Here is a 19,882-nt window from a genome sequence, read left to right on the forward strand (position 1 = left end):
GAGTGCTGCGACCTTGGTATTTAGGTATGTTTCTCTTTCTTAATCAGCTGCCTGGGCTTGAATAGTTCTGGCCAGTACATTTTCACATAACCACCAGATACCCAGATAACCAGAATCGTTGCCACGGTAAGTTCAAAGAAGCCAAAGTTGTGCAGCCAGTACCATTGTGGGAACTCAGAACCAAAGAAATCAGTCAGTCGATGCATTGCGACAGCGCTAATAACCGAAGGGAAGGTTACAGCTGCGATGGAGGGCTGAAATTTAAGACGCATTAATCGGATGTAGCATAGGTAAATTAGCAGCGTCATCGTGATGGCAATTCCAGCCAAAGCGCCGGTTAAAATTGGGTCTGGCGATGGGAAATTAACCAAGTAGGCTGCGAGCGACAAGTTAACAGGTGCTGCCATGATCGCCAGCGTTGGGCGAGCTCTTCTAGGGAGATTTCCCTCAAACACCAAGCGATATAACACCACTGGTAGCATGAAGAAATAGATACCAATACAAGTAGCGGCAAGTGTTTCAGAAAATACCGTGTGTCCAAACTGAGTACCCGCTAATGAACTGCTAATTAACCCTACTGGGTACAAGAACCAGCTTGGTACGATGTTGGACATTTTGAAGTTGATGATTTGGAAGCTAAAGAACAACACCATCATAGTAAAATGAAGCAATAGTGCACAGAACCAGATAGGATAGGCGATGATGGGGGATATCTCGGCGAGATAGTCGCACAGGATCAATAGTGCCATGCTCATCGGCGCCATCAAACTGCCACTTAGCGGGTGGCGGATGTCGTTAATGAAGGTATTAAAACTAGTGAGATAGCGAAGTAAAACAGGCAGTAGCAGCAATGCGCCAAGTGAAGCAAGATAGGGGCGAATGACTTCACCAACTCCTGGGATATATAAAGCCCATGCTTGTCCTAATCCTATAACACCAAGTGCTAAAGACGCCTGAGATGGTGGCACATTCTTTACTTGGGTTAATCTTTTCCAGTTCAACGACTTGCTCCAACTTGCTATCAAATAATAGATTGTTTGCTCTAATTTGAGCCTAAAATCGTGCCATCAATAGTTGTTGAGGGCACTCAATAAAATTTGAATGGATGATAGCAAGTTTAACGTTTGCTTTTTTGATTTTGATACGGAATCGGGACATTAAGCACGTTGAATGTGTGCTTTTGTTCTATGAGTTATTTGTTATTAACGTACTTCCTCTTGCTGAGGGAGATCTTGCTGTCTTAGCTTGTCGTTTTTGAGTGTTCGGTTAAGCAGTTGGCTATAGATTGGTTGGCCACCTAACATTTGTGCAATGATCACAGCACCTAAACAAGTGATGATCAGTGGTAAGATCAGGTAGTAGTTATTTGTCATTTCGATGACCAATAAAATGCCCGTAATCGGGGCTCGAACTGTAGCCGCGAATAACGCACCCATACCGGCAATCGCGAACATTCCTGGTTCGATGTGAAGACCCGGTAATAGTGCTGCAGCGGTAAGCCCAAAGGCATAGCCAAAGAGTGTCCCTAAAGCTAGCATTGGAGCAAAGATACCGCCGGGTGCACCTGAACCGAAACAGAGTAACGTCGTGAGTACACGACCTAAAAAGATCAGGAGTAATATGTTTGCGCTGTAGTTGCCATTGGTGACGTTAGGGATGATACCAATACCACCGCCAGTGAGTTCAGGAATGTAGAGAAGCAATAAGCCAAAACAGCCACCAAGTAATGTCCCCGTTGCCAAGTAGCGTTTTCGATCGTTCTTGTGTATTGCGACAAACATGTCTTGTGAAAGGGTGATCAGTTTATTGAAAACGACCCCAAAAAGCCCAAATAACACACCTAACAATAAGAACAACCATAGAGCATTCAGTTCGGGTGGCTGATATTGAGGCATAGTAATAACAGCCGATTGACCGTTGATTGAACGAAAGACAATATTGGCTGAAACGGCAGAAATGATCACAGCTTTAATCGAAATGAGTGAGTAGCGAAATTGAGGTCGCATCTCTTCAACAACAAACATAATCCCGGCTAACGGAGCATTGAATGCGGCTGCCAAACCGCCGGCGGCACCAGAGGCGAGCAAAGAGTGTCGACTGTCATCATCCTTAACTCGAAAGATGTCGGTAACCATTCGGCCGATACTTCCGCCCATTTGCACAGTCGGTCCTTCACGGCCTAACACCATACCTGAGCCTAATGCGCCCATACCGCCGAAGAATTTGACAGGTAGCACTCGCCACCATCGAACGGGACGCATTCCATCCATCGCACCTTCAATTTCGGGGATGCCTGATCCTGCAGCCTCTGGAGCAAAGCGATGCACAAGGAAATAACCAATAAAAGCAAAAGCCGCACTAATAAGAAAAGCCGCTAACCAAAGCGGTAAATAGCTACCTATTTCATCTTTCAGCCAGTCGGTACGTGTCTCTGTGATGAAATGAATCGCAACCTCGAAATAAGTACCAACAACCCCTGCGAGGACACCTACGATGCAGGAAAGAAACAGAACTGAGGCGGGCGTTTTATCTCTAGAGAGAAATTGGCTAATAGCCCCCCTTGGCATTTTTGCTAAAAGGGACTGCTTAATTTTCTCTCTGTTGGTCATTGAAGGTAGGTTCCTGAGCTGATGAGATGGGACTGCAGTAAATTATACGCTTCCGATGAATATGCTATAGCTGCAAAGATGCAAAGTTGAATTTCATTTATGAAAATAGTTTATTACATTAATGAGGTGTATGGACAATATAGTGGAATCGCTGTCACAATTTTGCTCGATTTATCTGAGGCAGCTTGAATTACCCCGAAAATGAACCATAGTAAAAGTGTAAAGCAACATAACGAACCGCAAGGAGAAGTGAGGTTTTACACACAATTTGGATGGATTCGAAAACAAAATTCTAATTCCTCGTTAAATGTTCAGGTCGATGACAAGACTTCCTGATTCGCGAACTCACGATTGAGTAACGAGGGTAAGGCGCGCTATCGAAGTGCGCCTTTAGTCTATCTGGAACCGCATAAATTCTTTCTATTACTCTATGTTGTCTCGTCATGTTCTGACTCGCATGTACGCGCTCCCTTTAAAACGACCTCAATTCCTTTTCTGGAGACATCAATACAATGCGGACAAACCTTTGATATTCGGTATATACTCCTAAAAAAAGGAGAATGAACTATGACGAACAGAGTTCCGACCAATATTATTACGGGCTTTCTCGGCGTGGGTAAAACGACCGCGATTTTAAACTTGTTGAAGAACAAACCAGAGAACGAAAACTGGGCAGTATTGGTTAACGAATTTGGCGAAATTGGTATTGATGGCGCGCTAATGACAGATCAAGGTGCGTTGATTAAAGAGGTACCTGGTGGGTGCATGTGCTGTACTGCTGGCGTTCCTATGTCTGTTGGTATCAATGCATTACTTCGTCAAAAGCCTGATCGTCTTCTTATCGAGCCGACTGGCTTAGGGCACCCTAAACAAGTGATTGCGACATTAACCTCAGAGCAATACACACCGTATGTGGATCTCAAGGCTACACTAGGTTTGGTTGACCCTCGTTATCTCTCAGATGAAAAGTACACATCAAATCAAAACTTCAACGACCAGTTGGATAGCGCAGATGTGATCATCGGTACCAAAGTGGATCTTGTGCACTCTGAAGATATCGACACCTTTAATGACTGGGTGACTAATCAAATTCCGGCTAAGGTATTCCATAAACTCATTCATGATGGTGAAGTGCCTCTTGAAGTATTGGATATTGAACGTGTTCGTGGTGGCGCATCGTTTGGAATTGAAGCGCATCATCATGACCATGCCGAGCAAGAGCCTCAGTTCGAACTTTCACCGGGCGAAGATTTCATTCGTAAAGAGAACAAAGGACAAGGCTATTTTAGCTGTGGTTGGCTATTTGGTGCCGAACACAAGTTTGATTTCGACCAACTGTTTTCTATGCTCTCTGCCCTACAAGCTGAAAGGGTAAAAGCCGTGGTGAATACCGACCAAGGCTGCTTTGCATTTAATGTTGCGAACCAAGTGGTATCGGTTCATGAAATCAGCTTAGACGGCTTTGAATCCCGCCTAGAAGTGATTGATTCGCAACTCATGCCGTGGGCAGATCTTGAACAGGTATTGCTCAAACTTTGTGGCTTGAAGTAATAAAAGAGGGCACTTGTTGGGCTTCAAACTCAATAAGTGCCATTTAGAGTGATAAAATTTGCGTTATATCACGATAAATGTGAGATAAATCACTCTAATTACTTTATAGTGCTCGGCTGAAATAAAAATGTAGGCTGTCTGCTTAAGGAACTCGTAACAATGTCATTTTCCTCTCAAGGTTTTGCTCCTGAACTCGTAAAAGCGCTGACTGAGTGTGGTTATGAAAAACTCACACCTATTCAACAAAAAGCGATCCCAATGGCGCGTAAAGGCCATGATATTTTTGCTACGGCACAAACGGGTACGGGCAAAACAGCTGCGTTTTCATTACCTGTCATTCAGCACCTGTTGAACAGCGGGAATAAAGCATCACGCGGTACAGCTCGTGCTTTAATCCTTGCTCCAACACGTGAGCTTGTTGCTCAAATCGCACAAAACATCAAAGACTACGTTAAGTACACAGAACTCAGCGTGGCTGCGGTTTATGGTGGCAACAAGATGTCATCACAGGTTCGTCAGTTAGATCTAGGTGTCGATATTCTTGTAGCGACACCAGGTCGTCTAGAAGAGCATCTGGAAGAGGGCAATGTCTCTATTTCTAATCTTGAGTTCTTAGTTTTTGATGAAGCTGACCGTATTCTTGATATGGGCTTTATCAATGCTGTCCGTAAGATCATGATGGATGTTGAAACGTCACCTCAAATTATGATGTTCTCAGCAACGACTTCAACGCAACTAAACCAACTTTCTGTTGATATTCTACGTAAGCCAAAGCGCATTAGCGTAGAGCGTGAAAACTCAACTGCAGCAACTGTGGGTCACGTGGTTTACCCAGTAGACCAAGAGCGTAAAACAGAGCTGCTATCAGAACTGATTGGTCGTAAAAACTGGCGCCAAGTTCTTGTGTTTGTGAACTACAAAGAGACAGCAAACGAGGTTGTAAAAGAGCTTAAACTTGATGGCATCAAAGCTGTACTTTGTCATGGCGATAAAGCACAAAGTGCGCGTCGTCGTGCTCTGGATGACTTTAAAGAAGGTAAAGCGCGTGTGATGGTAGCAACAGACGTTGCGGCTCGCGGTCTAGATATCGAAGACTTACCACACGTAATCAACTACGACATGCCATTCCTTGCAGAGGACTACGTTCACCGAATTGGTCGTACTGGTCGCGCCGGTAAACAAGGTCACGCAGTTTCATTTGTAAACCGAGAAGAAGAGCTGACGGTTGTACAGGTAGAGAAGCTAATCCAACAGCGTATTCGCCGCGTTGAGCAGCCTGGCTATGAGCCTAAAAAGCGTGATGCTTACATCGAGAAGCTAAACACCAAGTCGGCTTACAAGAACCGCCAAGGTCGCAAAAATAACGCGAACGAAGAAAAGCCAGACCAAGCGAATGCTGAGCGCCGTCTAGCAATGATGAAGCGTATCAAGAACCGCCGTAAGTAAATTGCGCTGGTGATACGAAAAGAGCCACTGTAATGTGGCTCTTTTACGTTTTAAGAGCTGTTAAATTTATAAAGAGCGATAGTGTATGTAAATATTAACGCTGCTTATGCCACCATCGATATTTCAATACGCTGATTCTAAATCAAAAACAGTCAGTTTTACTTAATACAAAGCAATAAGGTAACAATATGGATAGCGCGCTACTTTTGGCTTTCATCCCCACATTTTTCTTTGTCTCAATCACTCCTGGGATGTGCATGACATTAGCGCTCACACTCGGTATGAGTATTGGTTATCGTCGCACGTTATGGATGATGGCGGGCGAACTGGTTGGCGTGGGTGTGGTATCAGTCGCTGCGGTATTGGGTATTGCTTCTATCATGCTGAACTACCCATGGTTGTTTACTGGGTTTAAGTTCGTTGGTGCAGCGTATCTGTTTTACCTTGGTGTTCAAATGTGGCGCTCAAAGGGAAAATTGGCCATCAGCACAGACAGCCAAAGCCAAGCGACAGGTAATGATTGGGACTTGGTTGTGCAAGGTTTCGTCACTGCCATCGCGAATCCAAAAGGGTGGGCATTCATGATTTCTCTATTGCCGCCTTTCATCAACAGCTCTAAAGCGTTAGTGCCTCAGTTGTCTATTCTGGTCTCTATTATCTTGGTATCAGAATTTGTCTGTATGACGCTATACGCGACGGGCGGAAAGAGTTTGAAGCATCTATTGGGACAAGCAGACAATGTTCGCTTGATGAATCGTATTGCTGGAACCTTGATGATGGGTGTCGGCGTGTGGTTGTTTGTGAGTTGATATTGTAGATTTTATAATTAGAAAGGGCGATGGATTCATTATCCATCGCCCTTTTGCTTTTGGTAAGTGGTATAGCGTTAAACCGCGATTTCACCACCGTCTTCACGACGGATTACCACTGTTGCTGCTCTTGGGCGAACCTTGCCTTTTGTTTCGGCGGTTGCATCGTCAGACATTGGCCAGTTTGCTGGGTGCTGAATGTTCACAAACAGAGATTTGTAATCTGGGCTAATGGTAAAGCCTGTTACTTCACAACCATTTGGACCAACAAAGAAGCGCTTCAATTGGTTTTGGTTTTCAGCATTGATAACGGCAGGGTCACCATTGTCATCTGTTAGCTGAGATGGAACAACGGCTAACATTTGGTCGTTGGTGTACTGAGTGACTTCATCGGCACCGTTATCGGTTTGAATCCAAAGAATGCCACGACCATCAAAAGCTAAGCCATCAGGGCTCGCGAATTGGTTGATGTCGTTGAGACCAGAGCGGTTGATCTTTGGATCCGACACTGCTGGTGAACCGAACACAAATATATCCCATTGGAACGCATCCGCTGTTTTACCTTCATCCCAACGGATCACATGTCCAAACTTGTTGTTAATGCGAGGGTTGGCTGAGTTCGCTTCTTTACGCTTAGTGTTGTTGGTTAGCGTTAGGTAAGCCGTGCCAGTCATTGGGTCAACGGCACACCATTCAGGGCGATCCATCGGAGTTGCACCTACCAAGTCAGCAGCGCCCGCTGTGTTCACAATCAGCTCAGCTTGTGAGTTGAATGTGTCAGACAGTTTGCCACCTTTCGCAGTAATGCTGTCTAGCGTTAATGGAAGCCATGAGCCTGTGCCATCTTCATTGAATCGAGCCACATATAGCGTGCCTTTATCCATGTATTTGTCGCCAGCAACAAGTCGGTTTTCTGGTTTCGCATCTTTTGGATCCCATTTCGCATCAGATACGAACTTGTAGAGGTACTCGAAACGAGAGTCGTGACCAGAATAGAACACAATAGGTTGGCCTTCGGTCAGCTTGCCAAATGTACAACCTTCATGGCGGAAGCAGCCTAATGCTGTACGTTTTTTTGCACGTGAATTGGCGGTGTATGGGTCAATCTCAACGATGTAACCGTAGCCATGAGCTTCATTACGGTAGTCGTCTTTCGCAGACTTAGCATTAGGTGTTACGTCGAAGCGCGCAAACTCATCCAATCGCTCTTCTGAATTGCCAGCAAGTGTATCCCAGCCATAGCGTGTTTTGTCTGTTGAGATACCAATACGCTCTTGCGCGGTGGTCGTTTGACCTTTGTTAACAAAGTAGCCTGGCCAGTTCTCTTCACACGTTAGATATGTGCCCCAAGGTGTATAGCCGTTACCACAGTTGTTTAATGTTCCACGAGCTTGGCTGCCGTCAGGAGAGTATTTGGTTTTCACTAACTCTGTGTGAGCAACAGGACCAGAAAGATCCATGGTAGTCGCACCTGTGTAGCGGCGGTTGAGCGGGTCGTTATCGACCATAACCCACTGATTGCCATCAAGCTTAACGCGAACGACACTTACACCGTGCGCGTTGATCTCTTTGCGCACTTCATCGGTGCTGGTACGAGCGCCATCTTGATAGGTCGGTCCGTTAGGGTGCAGCGCCTTTTGGTCGATGTATTCGTGGTTGATAACCAACAGGCCATCATTATTGTTACCGTCTAGCGGGAAGAAATGCATGCCATCATGGTGCATGCCTAAGGCGTTTGCTTGGTCATCGCCAGTGTTCTTGCCATCTTCACGCCATGCCTTACCTTGTGCGTTCAGTGGTGTACCCCATGGGACAAGTACTTGTGCTACGTAACCTTTAGGTACAACGACGCTGTCAGTCAGAGATCCTTTTACAGATTCAAAAGCAAGCTGTGCGCTGCTCTTTACTGATGACGCCTGAGATGCAGCTGCAGCTGGTGCACTGTGGCCTGCTAAGCCGAAAGCACCAAATGCCGTCATTGCACTGATACCCAAACCACCTTTAAGAATGCTACGGCGAGACAGGCTCGCTTCCAATACTTCTTCGAAGGGTTTGTTATCACTATTGTTAAAGCGACGGCTATCGAATGTTTCCTTGCTCATGAACTTACTTCCTATTGAGGTTGAGATGGTTATTAGAGTAATAGTGTCAATACGAGGCTAATCCTGATGGAAGTAAGTGACATATTTTTATAAATTATATTAAGGTTTTGTTGCTGTAGCACGATTCTTACGCTTTTGGGCTCAATGCCTTATAAATCTCTTTGGAATTAGTGGGCAACTGTGTATAAATGCTTATATCCCCATGAGAAATGGGCGACATCATAAAGAGAGAATGCTATGAAATTAGATAAAATCGAAAACAAGAACCGTCGTCTACGTAAAAAACTATACCTAGGCGAATTCGCTATTTTGGGTTTTGAAGTGAGCTGTACTACATCTATTACTGACTTCGACCAGTACGATGTGTTCATCGATGAGTTTATTGATTTTATCGATGGTATCGGTTTGTGCTTTGGTGGTGGTGGTCTTGAGTTATTTGAAGGCTTTGTTTGCGCAACGGAACGCTACCGTTCAGTAACAGAAGCAGAACAGTTGCAAGTAGCGCAATGGCTTGAAGCTCGTGCAGAAGTGAGCAAAGTTGAAGTGAGCGAATTAGTAGACGCGAACTACCTATAACTTCGTACAGCTTTTAACATTCAATGGAATGTGGAAGCAAACAAGATTAATCAAGGCCCAGTGTTTATTCACTGGGCCTTTTTGTTAGTGATTTTGCATGTTCTATTTTACGAGTGAGGGAAAACCAACAAACTTGTGAGACTTTTATGAGAATTGAATGAAATCGCTGATAGATCTCATTGCCATCCTATTTATCAACACCTTGGTCGATGACCATTTTTGATAAAGGCATAACTCGCTCGATGAGTGAAAATAGGATGGAATCATTATGAATAAGCAAAAAGTTTTCGGACTCACATTTTCTGCGCTGGCACTATCTATGTCAGTTTCCACACTAAGCGCGGCTGAACTGGATATCTCTATAACTAATGCGACGAAAGGCATCTATTTTACTCCAATTCTTGTCGCCGCTCATGACTCTAGCTTGTTTATGTTTAGAACCGGTGAAACGGCCAGTGCTGAACTGGAAGCTATGGCGGAAGGTGGCGATATTTCGGGCCTGTCGAGTGTCATTACCAACGCTGGTGGTGTTGTATCGGAAAACCCAGCTAGCGGTATCCTAAACCCTGGAGTAACAGCGTCACTGACTATCGACACTGGTGATTTAAAGTATCTGTCTTTAAGTGCAATGCTTCTACCAACCAACGATGGCTTTGTCGGCCTTGATAGTTGGAAAATTCCAGATCAAGCCGGTACCTATAAAGTTTCACTCAATGGCTACGATGCCGGTACAGAAGCGAATGATGAACTCGCTGGAAGTATGCCAAACCCTCCATTCATCACATTCGGTAGTGGCGGTACTGGCGTAGAGACCGCTGTATCAAATAATAAAGTTCATATTCATCCGGGTAACATTGGTGATGACAATGCAACAGGCGGGATAAGTGATCTCGATAACAGTAGCCACCGCTGGTTAAACCCAGTTGCGACGATCACGATTGAAGTGAAATAGGAGGCAGTTATGAAATTACGTATTTTAGCCATTGCTGCTTCTGTGGGGGTGCTCGCAGGTTGTCCAAGCGATGACAATGAACACTATTATCGCTACGACGTGACAGTAACGAACTTGACACCAAGCCAACCAATGTCGCCCTTAGCGATATTAAGCCACAATGGGAACTTTGAGCTGTTTGCTATCGGCTCAAGTGCATCAACGGAACTTGAATATTTAGCGGAAGGCGGGAGTAATTCGCAACTCATCGATTTGATGAACAGCAACGACAATGTTTATCAGGGTGTGTCAGGTAATGGGTTGATTTTGCCGGGAGAGGGTGACACCGTCACATTAACCCTTAATTATAAACAAGCTAAGTACCTTTCATTAGCTTCAATGCTCGTAAACACCAATGATGCCTTTATCGGTGAAACGGGTATTAATATCAAAACCTTGTCTGTGGGTGAGTCTTTCACCATGAATATGGATGTGTGGGATTCCGGTACCGAAGCAAATAGTGAAACCGCAGCGACGATTCCAGGTCCAGCTGGTGGTGGCGAAGGTTTTAATGCCACTCGCGATGATTCAGACACTGTCTCTTTTCACTCAGGTGTAATCAGCCAAGACGATGGTTTAACCACATCGGCACTGAGCGCGAATCATCGTTTCTTAAACCCAGGTGCTCGACTGTCTATTACTCGAATAGAGTAGAATTTAGGGCGTGTTGATCTTTCGAGCTGATTTTTGCAGCGATTTGCTGGGTATTTCTACAAGGCAGAGGTTTTGATGTGTAGCTAGCCTACATGAAAAGCCGATAACGCAGTAGAAATGACCAGCAAACGTTGCCCGAAGGGTTCGGCTAAAAGCGTTTTACTCTTTGTTGAGGGGGATTTGCTTAGAATGACTAGGCTACTTCCCCCTCGCCGCGATTAAAACGCTTTTATCTCGAACAAAACTTAACCACGAAAGTTCAACACGCCCTAGCCAATCGAATGAAATAATTCCTGCCATGTTCCGGTCGAATAGAAATGGACGCTATCGGAACATGGTTGAATTATGGAATCAACAGCAAACAATATGACAGCCCAAATACTATTGGTGGAAGATGATAATGATCTCGCGGAGCTAGTGACTATGCATCTTCGATTTCAAGGGCAAGAAGTATGTAGAGTCGCCAGTATCGGAGAGGCGAGGTCGGTCTATAAAGAGAACCATTTTGATTTAGTGGTTTTGGATCGTGGCTTACCCGATGGTGATGGCGTGGAGTTTTGTCGTTCAGTGAGGAAAGAGAAAGATTGGACACCGATGCTGATGCTGACGGCGCGCGATAGCGAAATGGACAAGGTCTCGGGATTGGAAGCTGGTTTAGATGACTACATAACCAAGCCGTTTAGTGTTTTAGAGTTTCAAGCGCGGGTACGTAATGTGCTTCGAAGAATCAGTCACGAAGATCTGCCGCCTCAGCAAGCCTCAGAACATCAACACACGATGTCTTTTGGTCCATTGGTTATCGATACCGAACTTCATCAAGTGCTGCTAGATGGAAGAGAGGTTTCGTTGACGGCAATGGAGTTCTCCTTACTTTCCTTTTTGGCCACTAAACCCGGGCGTGTATACAGCAAAGATCAGCTCTTGGATCATGTATGGAACACTCACCACGCCGGATACCACCACACAGTGTGTAGTACGGTTAATCGTCTGCGTAGCAAATTAGTCACGCAAGATGGTGAACAAAATTACATTCAAACGGTGTGGGGTGTTGGATACAAGTTTCACTCTAAATGCTAGCAACGAGTTCGGATGCACAGTGCGTTTTTCTCGCTATGAACTAATTAGACAGGGTAAGGGGGAGGTTTCGTTATGAGCTTCAAGTCTCGATTGATGGCATTCACCAGCATTTGGTTCCTTTTGGCAAGTGTGGCTATTGGTTTTACTTACCATTGGCAAAAGCAGACGATTGAACAAAGGACTAAACAAAGCCTTCATAAAGATTTGGCTCGTCATATGCGCGACGACAACCCGCTCATGGTCGGAACAGATTACAACCCTGTTGCCCTTAAAAGCATTTTTCATACTTTGATGTTGATTGGACCAGATTTTGAGATCTACTTCTTAGATGCTCAAGGCAAAATTACCACTCATGCTGCTCCTGAAGGCACAGAGCTCACTGAGTATGTCGACTTAGCACCTATCCATCGCTTTTTAGCCAATGAGGCTTATCCAATCTTAGGAGAAGATCCTCGCACGCCGGCGGATCCGAAAGTCTTCTCCGTTGCAGCCATTCAAGAGTTGGGTTCAACGGTCGGTTATCTATATGTATTGATTGGGAGTAATCGCCACGCTGTGATTGCGAATGCCCAAGTCGACTCTTCTTATATCGCACTTGCAGCGCTAGTACTTATCTCGATTCTAGGCTTTGCAATTGGTGCTTATATGTTGGTGAAGCGCAGCTTACTGAACCCAATTGAGCAAGTCACAGATAAGCTACAACAACAAGCTGAGCACGACTTTAGACTAGAGCCTGATTTCACTAAACAGGTTCCTGAATTGGTTCCAGTGGCGAGATCTTATGAGTTGATGGCAAAGCACATACAGCAGCAATTTCTTCACCTAGAACACCAATCCTCGCAGCGTCGCCAAACATTAATTCAATTGAGTCACGATCTCAAAACGCCACTATCGAGTGTTTTGGGGTATTTAGAGACATGGCAGTTGCAAAACCCAGAGTCTGATCCGTTGATAGACGTCGCGTATCGCAACAGCAATAAGCTATTCGAACAACTCAACGCTTTGCTCGACACGGCGAAACAAGAGAACGAGCTACCGACTTACGAATATCAATCTATTGATTTCAATCGTTTGTTGACGTTATGCGAAGAGACGTTTAAGAGTCAGCTCATTGCAAAGCGTATTCAATTGAACGTAACAATAGCGGGTTCTGTATCGATTGTTGGCGAACAAAAATTAATAGAGCGATTGATGTTTAATTTAATGGAGAATGCGATTCGTCATGCCCCACATGATGGGGAGCTAAGCATTGTTGTGGAGCAAGGGGCGGAAGATAAGCGAACAAGAGTGACCATTCAAAATGAGGTTGATAACCATGCTATTAAAGGCTCTCTAGGAATAGGAACTCGCATAGTACAGTCGATTTTGATGCTTCATCACAGTGTTCTAGAAACAACAAAGGCAGATAATACCTTTAAACAAAGTTTTTATCTGCCTTCTGCAAACATCGTTAGTTCATAGTGAAGAGAACTTGGCTCAACCTAAACGAGATGTTTATTGCTCGCTGTTTTGTTCGTTCACTTTTGCATAGAAGTGAAGTAGCTCAGTGAGCTCTTTTACCCAACCGAATGCGTCTTTTGGCGCGTTCTTTAGGATCGATTCTACTTTTTCACAGTGAACCTCAATCGCAATTGCTTCTTCCAAATTAAAAGAGATGGAGTAGAAGTGCCAAAGTAGAAGGCGAGTCATACGGTCAATATTTTGCTGAGCGTTCTCTGATTCAGAAAACGCTAAGTTAACCTCTCCTAAGGCAATTGCAGTCATTCGTAGCATCGCGTCAAATTTAGCTGACTGCATGCGTTCTTCACTGGTCACTTCTTCTTGCTCAAAAGTAAACAGTTCATTCATCGCATCCTCTGGCACCAGACGATGGATCATTCTTAAACTGAACTCTTCAAGCTCATGACGTGGCATGGTGATCAGGCAGTTAAGTGTGTAATCGCGTTGCATGACATTCTCTCTTTGGAAAAAGGTGCGCCAGTTTAAATGAGAAACAGCACGATAAAAAGTGAATTATCACTGTATCCGTTTTTATGCGTGGCGCTTGGGTGGCTCATAATCCAGTGACGCATCTTTTTTAAGGAAGATATTACTTGCTAACAAGCTACCGCTACAAATCAATGCTAGGGAAACCCAGCTGTTCAATGTTGGCAACTCTTGAAAGATTGGGATGGCAAGTAGGGTAGCGATAACGGGCGTTGAGCTACCAAAAGCCGCAGAACGTTCAGCGCCGAGTGTCTGCACCGCGTATAAATAGGTAGCTGCAGCAATAATTCCAGCCCCAACGCCTTGAATAGCGCTGTGAGTGATTAGTTCATTGAAAGGCCACTCAGTGACTGACTGTTCATAAAGGTAACTAGGGAGCACTCCAGCGACAATTAGAGCAATTAATAGAATGCTCGACATGAAACTAATTAAGCCAGCGACAACTAGGGCGTTAAGGTTCGCAACTCGCGCTGAAATCGTGAATATTGCCCACATTAAACTGGCCAATAGAAACAGCAGTTGACCTAAGGTCTGCGAACTAATCAATGTGTCATTGGCATCGTCCCCATTGACAGAGAAACTTGAATACAAAAAGAGCGCGATACCCGAAATGACGAGCGATAAACCTATGATGCGATGATGGCTAAGCGGTTGTTTGAAAAAGAATACAGCAATCATGGTCACAAACAGTGGTAACGTCCCTGGTACAAGCGCACTGCCTTGAGCAACAGAAACATATTGCATCGCGGAACTTGTAACGATCAAGTAAGGAAGTCCGCACCCGATAAACATGCCTATAAGATAGATTTTGGGTACTGATGCGATCGCATTGCGCGCTTTGTATATCAGAGGAAAGAGAAACGCTGCGGGAATAAGGAAACGAGTCAGTGCGATATCTGCTGGGGTTAAAACTGAGTTAGCGCCTCCCTTCAGCGATAAAAAGAAACTAGCCCAAATCAGTAAAGTAACGGCAATTGAAGTGTACCCAAGCAACATTGTATTTTCCTATCCTTGTTTGATAGACACATTATGAAGCACGTGAACAGGCAAAAATTGGCAATATTTACTTTGAATTAGTTATCGATTAACTGATATCGTTAATTATTAGTTATTGTTTGATGATATTCACCAATATTGGAGTTAATACGATGGATCGTATCGATAAACACTTGTTAGAACTGTTACAGCGAGATGGTCGCTTAACGATTGCCGAACTGGCAGATTTAGTGGGTCTATCTCCATCCCCTTGCGCTCGTAGAATCAAGCGCCTAGAGCAAAATGGCATTATCGATAGCTATCGGGTGAGCCTATCCCGCAGTCATGTTGGCATCGCAATGAGTGTGTTTGTGGAAGTGAGTCTGAGTAATCACCAGGAGAAATCAATCAATGATTTTGAAAACGCCATTGTAGAAATGGAAGAGGTGATCAGTTGCCACGTTGTGTCTGGCGCGTATGACTATCTATTGGAAGTGGTTAGTGAAAACTTAAACGCGTACGAATCGTTTACTAGAAAGCTACAACGGTTAGAAAACGTAAAAGATATCCATACCCACTTAGCGATCAGACAGGTTAAAGGCAATACACCGTTACCCATTTATAATGGGTGAGCTTGCGATGTAGTTAGGAAAGGTGTGAACTGGAAGAAAAAGTACGAGGCTAGAAACGAAAAACGGAGCACATAAATGTACTCCGAATCCAAAATCAGTCGCTAATTTTAGTGATATTTGAAATTGGAAATTGAACAATCTCCAGTTTTCGTATCAATTCTGAATGAAAAAGCGTGTGAATGATAATCAACGCCGTCATTCCAAATTGTCTCACCAAATATCTTGCATAGCTCTAGCTCACTTACTGAACCGAACTCTTCCATGTGTTTTACTACTGATAAAAGCTTAGCTCTTATCTCCGCAGTCCATTCCGTGTTACTCAAGCAGTTTAAAGCCATCGATTTTTGCATATTACCTAGCCAATATATTACTTGTTATTAAGTTATATGAATGGCCATCATAGCAATTTTTGAGAGTTTGTAAATATTTTTTGTGATGAGTGTCGCAGATAACTTTGGATTTCGCCGTTGTTTTAACCGATGTTGTTGAAATGAATAAAACTAACGTTACAAGTTGTTGATAGTGTGAGTGTTTATAAATATTAAATAAATAGTCATTTCAGATCGACGTCATCTCCCAATGCCTGTTGTTTCGCCGCGAGAATAGAATTGGACTCATTGAGGTATCGCAGAGCGAGATTTCGAAACTTATCGCTGAGCTCTTGGTAGTCTGAAATGAGCGTTTGTGTATGAGCAACGTGAGTCTGGGCTGTCTCGTATTGAAACTCTTGATTGAGTGAGCGACAACTTTCAGCGGTTTTCGACCAGCCATCTTTTAGCTGCTCGATTTGCTCAATTTCAATATGTGTTAAATGTGCTTGTTTTAAAAGTAATTTATACGCTTGGCGAGCCGTTTCTATTTGCTGGCTGAGCTGTCGTTGAAAGTAAGGGTTGTTTTGTCGCCAAAAGGAGATGAGTTCTTGTTGTGAGAACTGTTTTGAAAGAAAGATGTGTGACTTGAATGTTCCCAGAACGAGGTTGAATTCTTTTGAGTAGTGATTGTAACGATTTTCTGCAGCTAATTGATTGTCCAACAACTGATCCCAGTCGTATTGGTTGCATTCAGCGGCGGGGACTCGAAAGGCTATTGTGGCGACCACGAATGCGATTGACCAGACTAGCGCATATCTCATACTGACATCCATCTTTCTAACATATTGAATAGAGTATAGATGAGCATCAGAGGGAGTTGTTGTACACTGAAGTTTATCGTCAGAGAGTGAGTAACAGTTATCATGAAAAAAGTAATTATAGCATTGGTGATATTGTGTCTTCTTGGTGGAGGAGGAGCCGCCTATTACTTTTTGGTAATGAAAAAAGACGATGTTGCTCCACTAGAAGAAGAAAAGACTCCTGTTGAACAGGTTTCAGAAGAACCGAAAGAAGAGTTAAAACCGATACTGGATCTTTCTGCTCTGCCTGAACAAACCGATTATTACGTTTCAGAGCGTAAAATTGCAGTGTATGACCAGCCTAATGTAGATGCATTGATTAAAGATTACCTCTATAAGGGAGATCACATAGAAGTCCTGGAGAAGTCAGATGGTTGGGGCCGTATTAGCGACTACATTGTGATGCGAGAGGGGGCTCCTGAAATGGCAGAATGGATTGAGATGTCTAAGGTGAGTGAAGATGAAGTCATCATTTCAGCTGATGAACATGTAGAGATCTTAGATTCGTACTTGGTCAAATCTGACGACTTAAAAACCTATCAAAAGTCATTTAGAGTGGCTGTTGATAGCCTCATTGAAAATGGAACCTGCGAGCCTGGAGATTTTGAAGAGCTCGGAGGATGGGTCAAGTCGGTTAAGTACTCGAATCGTAATGTTTATTTCATTTACTGTGGTGGATTAAAGCTCGAGGATAAAATCTATTTAGATGCAGACACCGGTGAAATATTTTCGCTTTAAAATAATCACTTAAATGAAATTTATTTGAAATAAATATAGTCAATTAGACATTGGTTTAGTTGTTAATAACAAAAAGCTCATCATTTATGATGGGCTTTTTTTATTTTTAAATATGTACTTATTACCTGGGTTAATAATTTGTAGTGAAGGTGTTTTATCCGATTAATCTATGTGGTTGAGATTGGATAACCAGTAATTATTGTAGTGAATATAAGAAAAATCCTACTTTGCACTTATTTTGCAATAGTCGATTAAACAACAGTATTTCCTATAAATACAAGAGCTTATATTTCGTGTTGATAAAACTATATGTAATAAATCTCTTTTAAATCAGTTGTTTGAGTAATTTTACAAGGTGATAACATTTCATCAGGGGTGGGATCTGGGTCAAATTTCAATCAATAAATATGAAATTAGTTTAGTTTGTAATAAAAGTTTTTATCTTGAGCATGTAGGGTTTAATTAAAGCGACAGTCATGGATTTAATAAGACGCGCTAAGCATTCTTCTTAATAGTATTGTTATTTGCTTGTATCGGATGGAGTTATCAATGAAAAAACTTGCTTTAATTACAGGTTCGAAAGGTGGAATAGGTTCAGCAATTTCTTCTAAGTTGGTCGAACAGGGCTATCGAGTGATTGCGACCTACTTTACTGGTAATCACCAGTGTGCCGTAGATTGGTTTAATGAAAAACAATTCACTTCAGATCAAGTTAGATTGTTTGAACTTGATGTGACTAACACTGAAGAATGCGCGCAGCGCCTAAGCAAGTTATTGGAAGAAGAAGGCACGATTGATGTTTTGGTAAATAATGCAGGCATCACACGAGACAGTGTTTTCAAGAAAATGGATGCCGCTGCTTGGCGAGACGTTATCGACACAAACTTGAACAGTCTGTTTAACGTTACTCAACCACTGTTTGCCCCAATGTGTGAAAAGGGTAATTGTCGAGTTATTAACATTTCTTCGGTTAACGGCTTAAAAGGGCAATTTGGTCAAGCAAACTACTCCGCAGCTAAAGCTGGAATGATTGGCTTCTCGAAAGCGCTAGCCGCAGAAGGAGCTCGAAGTGGTGTAACTGTAAATGTTATTGCTCCGGGATATACCGCCACACCGATGGTTGAGCAGATGAAATCAGAAGTCTTGGAATCTATCAAAGGCCAAATTCCTATGAAGCGTTTGGCGACACCAACTGAGATCGCCGATGCGGTTGGTTTTCTTGCAGGTGAATCGGGTGCGTACATTACAGGCGAGACACTGTCTGTAAATGGCGGCTTGTACATGAACTAAGGATCTGTGAGGAACAAAGCCATGGAAAAGATTTTTATTGTTGCGGCAAAGCGAACCCCAATTGGTTCGTTTACAGGTGCTCTAAAAGACACATCGGCAGGCCAATTGGCTGGTGTTGCAATTAAAGGTGCGTTGGAAGCTGCGCAGTTAGAACCATCAAATGTTGATGAAGTGATCGTGGGTAATGTGATCTCTGCAGGGCAGGGAATGGGCGTTGCTAGACAAGCTTCTATGTTTGCTGGTGTACCGAAAGAAGTGCCAGCTTACGGTGTGAACATGATTTGTGGTAGTGGCATGAAATCAGTGATGGATGCTGCAGCACACATTAAAGCGCAAGACGCAGAAGTTGTCGTCGCAGCCGGTGTAGAAGTCATGTCTCAAATCCCATTCGTTGTGCCTTCGTCTGTCCGTAATGGTCACAAGATGGGCAACATTTCGATGACCGACCTTCTGATTGGTGACGGCTTAACGGACGCATTTAATCAATATCACATGGGCGTTACAGCAGAAAACATCGCAAAAGAGCTCAACATTTCTCGTTTAGCGCAAGACAACTACGCATTAGAGAGCCAACAGAAGGCGGTGGCGGCAATTGAAGCTGGCAAGTTTGCTGCTCAAATTGTCCCAGTTGAAGTGAAACAGCGTCGTCAAACCGTCATGTTCGATACCGATGAGTATCCTAAGTCAGACGCAACATTTGAAGGGCTACAAAAATTAAGGCCTGCATTTGACCGTGAAGGCAGTGTAACCGCCGGAAACGCCTCAGGCATTAATGATGGTGCAAGTGCCGTTATTGTAGCTTCGGAGAGTGCTGTAAAAAGACTGGGGTTGACACCGCTTGTCGAGCTCGAAAGCTACGCACAATCAGGGCTTGATCCAAAAATCATGGGGCTTGGTCCTGTTGAAGCCGTGACCAAAACCTTGGCTAAAGCCAACACGCAGCTAAAAGATATCGAACTGTTTGAGCTTAACGAAGCCTTCGCAGCTCAAGCTCTGGGCGTGATGTATCAACTAGCCGAAGAGCATGACCTACCTTTAGAGGCGTTTAAACACAAAGTGAACGTCAATGGCGGTGCGATCGCGCTAGGCCATCCTCTTGGAGCATCTGGCAACCGAATCATTGTTTCCTTAGTCCATGAAATGCTATCGACTAACGCAAAATCTGGCGTGGCCTCATTGTGTGTCGGTGGTGGTATGGGTACCGCTGTTTTGTTGAAAAACGTCGACGAGTAACTTCAATAGTGGCGGGCTTGAAAAGGCTCACCACTGTTGTTC

At 43.8% G+C, this 19,882-nt stretch carries 19 protein-coding genes; 12 read left to right on the forward strand and 7 right to left on the reverse strand.

Annotation, left to right across the window (positions count from 1 at the left end; translation table 11 throughout):
• Positions 1 to 20: 20 nt before the first annotated feature.
• Both L1D60_RS04070 and clcA read right to left on the reverse strand, forming a co-directional pair.
• Positions 21 to 1,001: a TDT family transporter gene (locus L1D60_RS04070; RefSeq protein WP_239839860.1), complete on the reverse strand. Its 981-nt coding sequence runs from the start codon at positions 999 to 1,001 to the stop codon at positions 21 to 23.
• 201 nt (positions 1,002 to 1,202) lie between these two features.
• Positions 1,203 to 2,609 (reverse strand): H(+)/Cl(-) exchange transporter ClcA, encoded by a 1,407-nt coding sequence (clcA, locus tag L1D60_RS04075; RefSeq protein ID WP_239839861.1) that lies wholly within the window; start codon positions 2,607 to 2,609, stop codon positions 1,203 to 1,205.
• Positions 2,610 to 3,176: 567 nt separating this feature from the next.
• On the opposite strand from clcA, the gene L1D60_RS04080 reads away from it, so the two are divergent.
• The 3 genes from L1D60_RS04080 (at position 3,177) to L1D60_RS04090 (ending at position 6,415) form a co-directional block, all read left to right on the forward strand.
• The gene (locus L1D60_RS04080) at positions 3,177 to 4,160 is read left to right on the forward strand and encodes a GTP-binding protein (protein WP_239839862.1); all 984 of its coding nucleotides are present in this window, start codon (positions 3,177 to 3,179) and stop codon (positions 4,158 to 4,160) included.
• 159 nt (positions 4,161 to 4,319) lie between these two features.
• Positions 4,320 to 5,606: a DEAD/DEAH box helicase gene (locus tag L1D60_RS04085; protein ID WP_032552679.1), complete on the forward strand. Its 1,287-nt coding sequence runs from the start codon at positions 4,320 to 4,322 to the stop codon at positions 5,604 to 5,606.
• A gap of 188 nt (positions 5,607 to 5,794) precedes the next feature.
• Complete coding sequence (locus L1D60_RS04090) at positions 5,795 to 6,415, forward strand: LysE family translocator (protein WP_239839863.1); 621 nt, start codon at positions 5,795 to 5,797, stop codon at positions 6,413 to 6,415.
• 77 nt (positions 6,416 to 6,492) lie between these two features.
• On the opposite strand, the gene L1D60_RS04095 is transcribed toward L1D60_RS04090, so the two are convergent.
• Entirely contained in the window at positions 6,493 to 8,517 is a 2,025-nt protein-coding gene (locus tag L1D60_RS04095; RefSeq protein ID WP_239839864.1) for a PhoX family phosphatase, read from the reverse strand.
• Between the two features lie 237 nt (positions 8,518 to 8,754).
• Here L1D60_RS04095 and L1D60_RS04100 point away from each other — a divergent pair, with 237 nt between their 5' ends.
• From L1D60_RS04100 to L1D60_RS04120, 5 genes are all read left to right on the forward strand, one after another.
• Complete coding sequence (locus tag L1D60_RS04100; RefSeq protein ID WP_032552676.1) at positions 8,755 to 9,093, forward strand: 50S ribosome-binding protein YggL; 339 nt, start codon at positions 8,755 to 8,757, stop codon at positions 9,091 to 9,093.
• 319 nt (positions 9,094 to 9,412) lie between these two features.
• On the forward strand, positions 9,413 to 10,045 hold the full coding sequence (locus L1D60_RS04105) for a spondin domain-containing protein (RefSeq protein ID WP_239840449.1): 633 nt from the start codon (positions 9,413 to 9,415) through the stop codon (positions 10,043 to 10,045).
• Between the two features lie 9 nt (positions 10,046 to 10,054).
• Positions 10,055 to 10,738, forward strand: coding sequence for a spondin domain-containing protein (locus L1D60_RS04110; RefSeq protein WP_239839865.1), 684 nt, complete (start codon positions 10,055 to 10,057; stop codon positions 10,736 to 10,738).
• Positions 10,739 to 11,083: 345 nt separating this feature from the next.
• A complete protein-coding gene (locus L1D60_RS04115) occupies positions 11,084 to 11,815 on the forward strand; it encodes a response regulator transcription factor (RefSeq protein ID WP_239839866.1) in 732 nt (243 codons plus the stop codon).
• Positions 11,816 to 11,887: 72 nt separating this feature from the next.
• On the forward strand, positions 11,888 to 13,276 hold the full coding sequence (locus tag L1D60_RS04120) for a HAMP domain-containing sensor histidine kinase (protein ID WP_239839867.1): 1,389 nt from the start codon (positions 11,888 to 11,890) through the stop codon (positions 13,274 to 13,276).
• A 33-nt stretch (positions 13,277 to 13,309) separates the two neighbouring features.
• On the opposite strand, the gene L1D60_RS04125 is transcribed toward L1D60_RS04120, so the two are convergent.
• Positions 13,310 to 13,765, reverse strand: a complete 456-nt coding sequence (locus tag L1D60_RS04125; RefSeq protein WP_239839868.1) for an exoribonuclease R — start codon at positions 13,763 to 13,765, stop codon at positions 13,310 to 13,312.
• 81 nt (positions 13,766 to 13,846) lie between these two features.
• A complete protein-coding gene (locus L1D60_RS04130) occupies positions 13,847 to 14,797 on the reverse strand; it encodes a DMT family transporter (protein ID WP_239839869.1) in 951 nt (316 codons plus the stop codon).
• Between the two features lie 152 nt (positions 14,798 to 14,949).
• Between L1D60_RS04130 and L1D60_RS04135 the strand changes: the two genes are divergently transcribed.
• On the forward strand, positions 14,950 to 15,408 hold the full coding sequence (locus L1D60_RS04135; RefSeq protein WP_239839870.1) for an Lrp/AsnC family transcriptional regulator: 459 nt from the start codon (positions 14,950 to 14,952) through the stop codon (positions 15,406 to 15,408).
• Positions 15,409 to 15,515: 107 nt separating this feature from the next.
• Here L1D60_RS04135 and L1D60_RS04140 read toward each other — a convergent pair whose 3' ends face one another.
• Together L1D60_RS04140 and L1D60_RS04145 are read right to left on the reverse strand one after the other, a co-directional pair.
• Entirely contained in the window at positions 15,516 to 15,758 is a 243-nt protein-coding gene (locus L1D60_RS04140) for a hypothetical protein (protein WP_084181908.1), read from the reverse strand.
• A gap of 203 nt (positions 15,759 to 15,961) precedes the next feature.
• The gene (locus L1D60_RS04145) at positions 15,962 to 16,540 is read right to left on the reverse strand and encodes a hypothetical protein (protein ID WP_239839871.1); all 579 of its coding nucleotides are present in this window, start codon (positions 16,538 to 16,540) and stop codon (positions 15,962 to 15,964) included.
• Positions 16,541 to 16,642: 102 nt separating this feature from the next.
• On the opposite strand from L1D60_RS04145, the gene L1D60_RS04150 reads away from it, so the two are divergent.
• The 3 genes from L1D60_RS04150 to L1D60_RS04160 all read left to right on the forward strand — a co-directional run bounded on the left by L1D60_RS04150 (position 16,643) and on the right by L1D60_RS04160 (position 19,840).
• Complete coding sequence (locus tag L1D60_RS04150; protein ID WP_239839872.1) at positions 16,643 to 17,317, forward strand: hypothetical protein; 675 nt, start codon at positions 16,643 to 16,645, stop codon at positions 17,315 to 17,317.
• Between the two features lie 549 nt (positions 17,318 to 17,866).
• On the forward strand, positions 17,867 to 18,607 hold the full coding sequence (locus tag L1D60_RS04155; RefSeq protein WP_239839873.1) for an SDR family oxidoreductase: 741 nt from the start codon (positions 17,867 to 17,869) through the stop codon (positions 18,605 to 18,607).
• 21 nt (positions 18,608 to 18,628) lie between these two features.
• Complete coding sequence (locus tag L1D60_RS04160; RefSeq protein WP_239839874.1) at positions 18,629 to 19,840, forward strand: acetyl-CoA C-acetyltransferase; 1,212 nt, start codon at positions 18,629 to 18,631, stop codon at positions 19,838 to 19,840.
• Positions 19,841 to 19,882: the final 42 nt, after the last annotated feature.

The organism is Vibrio sp. Isolate30 (genome assembly GCF_022397975.1).
GTDB classification, from domain to species: domain Bacteria; phylum Pseudomonadota; class Gammaproteobacteria; order Enterobacterales; family Vibrionaceae; genus Vibrio; species Vibrio fortis.

Bases quoted from the DNA above. Each gene is read 5' to 3' on its own strand.
- clcA (WP_239839861.1), bottom strand. From the start codon at position 2,609: ATGACCAACAGAGAGAAAATTAAGCAGTCCCTTTTAGCAAAAATGCCA.
- L1D60_RS04080 (WP_239839862.1), top strand. From the start codon at position 3,177: ATGACGAACAGAGTTCCGACCAATATTATTACGGGCTTTCTCGGCGTG.
- L1D60_RS04085 (WP_032552679.1), top strand. From the start codon at position 4,320: ATGTCATTTTCCTCTCAAGGTTTTGCTCCTGAACTCGTAAAAGCGCTG.
- L1D60_RS04090 (WP_239839863.1), top strand. From the start codon at position 5,795: ATGGATAGCGCGCTACTTTTGGCTTTCATCCCCACATTTTTCTTTGTC.
- L1D60_RS04095 (WP_239839864.1), bottom strand. From the start codon at position 8,517: ATGAGCAAGGAAACATTCGATAGCCGTCGCTTTAACAATAGTGATAAC.
- L1D60_RS04100 (WP_032552676.1), top strand. From the start codon at position 8,755: ATGAAATTAGATAAAATCGAAAACAAGAACCGTCGTCTACGTAAAAAA.
- L1D60_RS04105 (WP_239840449.1), top strand. From the start codon at position 9,413: ATGTCAGTTTCCACACTAAGCGCGGCTGAACTGGATATCTCTATAACT.
- L1D60_RS04110 (WP_239839865.1), top strand. From the start codon at position 10,055: ATGAAATTACGTATTTTAGCCATTGCTGCTTCTGTGGGGGTGCTCGCA.
- L1D60_RS04115 (WP_239839866.1), top strand. From the start codon at position 11,084: ATGGAATCAACAGCAAACAATATGACAGCCCAAATACTATTGGTGGAA.
- L1D60_RS04120 (WP_239839867.1), top strand. From the start codon at position 11,888: ATGAGCTTCAAGTCTCGATTGATGGCATTCACCAGCATTTGGTTCCTT.
- L1D60_RS04125 (WP_239839868.1), bottom strand. From the start codon at position 13,765: ATGCAACGCGATTACACACTTAACTGCCTGATCACCATGCCACGTCAT.
- L1D60_RS04130 (WP_239839869.1), bottom strand. From the start codon at position 14,797: ATGTTGCTTGGGTACACTTCAATTGCCGTTACTTTACTGATTTGGGCT.
- L1D60_RS04135 (WP_239839870.1), top strand. From the start codon at position 14,950: ATGGATCGTATCGATAAACACTTGTTAGAACTGTTACAGCGAGATGGT.
- L1D60_RS04140 (WP_084181908.1), bottom strand. From the start codon at position 15,758: ATGCAAAAATCGATGGCTTTAAACTGCTTGAGTAACACGGAATGGACT.
- L1D60_RS04145 (WP_239839871.1), bottom strand. From the start codon at position 16,540: ATGAGATATGCGCTAGTCTGGTCAATCGCATTCGTGGTCGCCACAATA.
- L1D60_RS04150 (WP_239839872.1), top strand. From the start codon at position 16,643: ATGAAAAAAGTAATTATAGCATTGGTGATATTGTGTCTTCTTGGTGGA.
- L1D60_RS04155 (WP_239839873.1), top strand. From the start codon at position 17,867: ATGAAAAAACTTGCTTTAATTACAGGTTCGAAAGGTGGAATAGGTTCA.
- L1D60_RS04160 (WP_239839874.1), top strand. From the start codon at position 18,629: ATGGAAAAGATTTTTATTGTTGCGGCAAAGCGAACCCCAATTGGTTCG.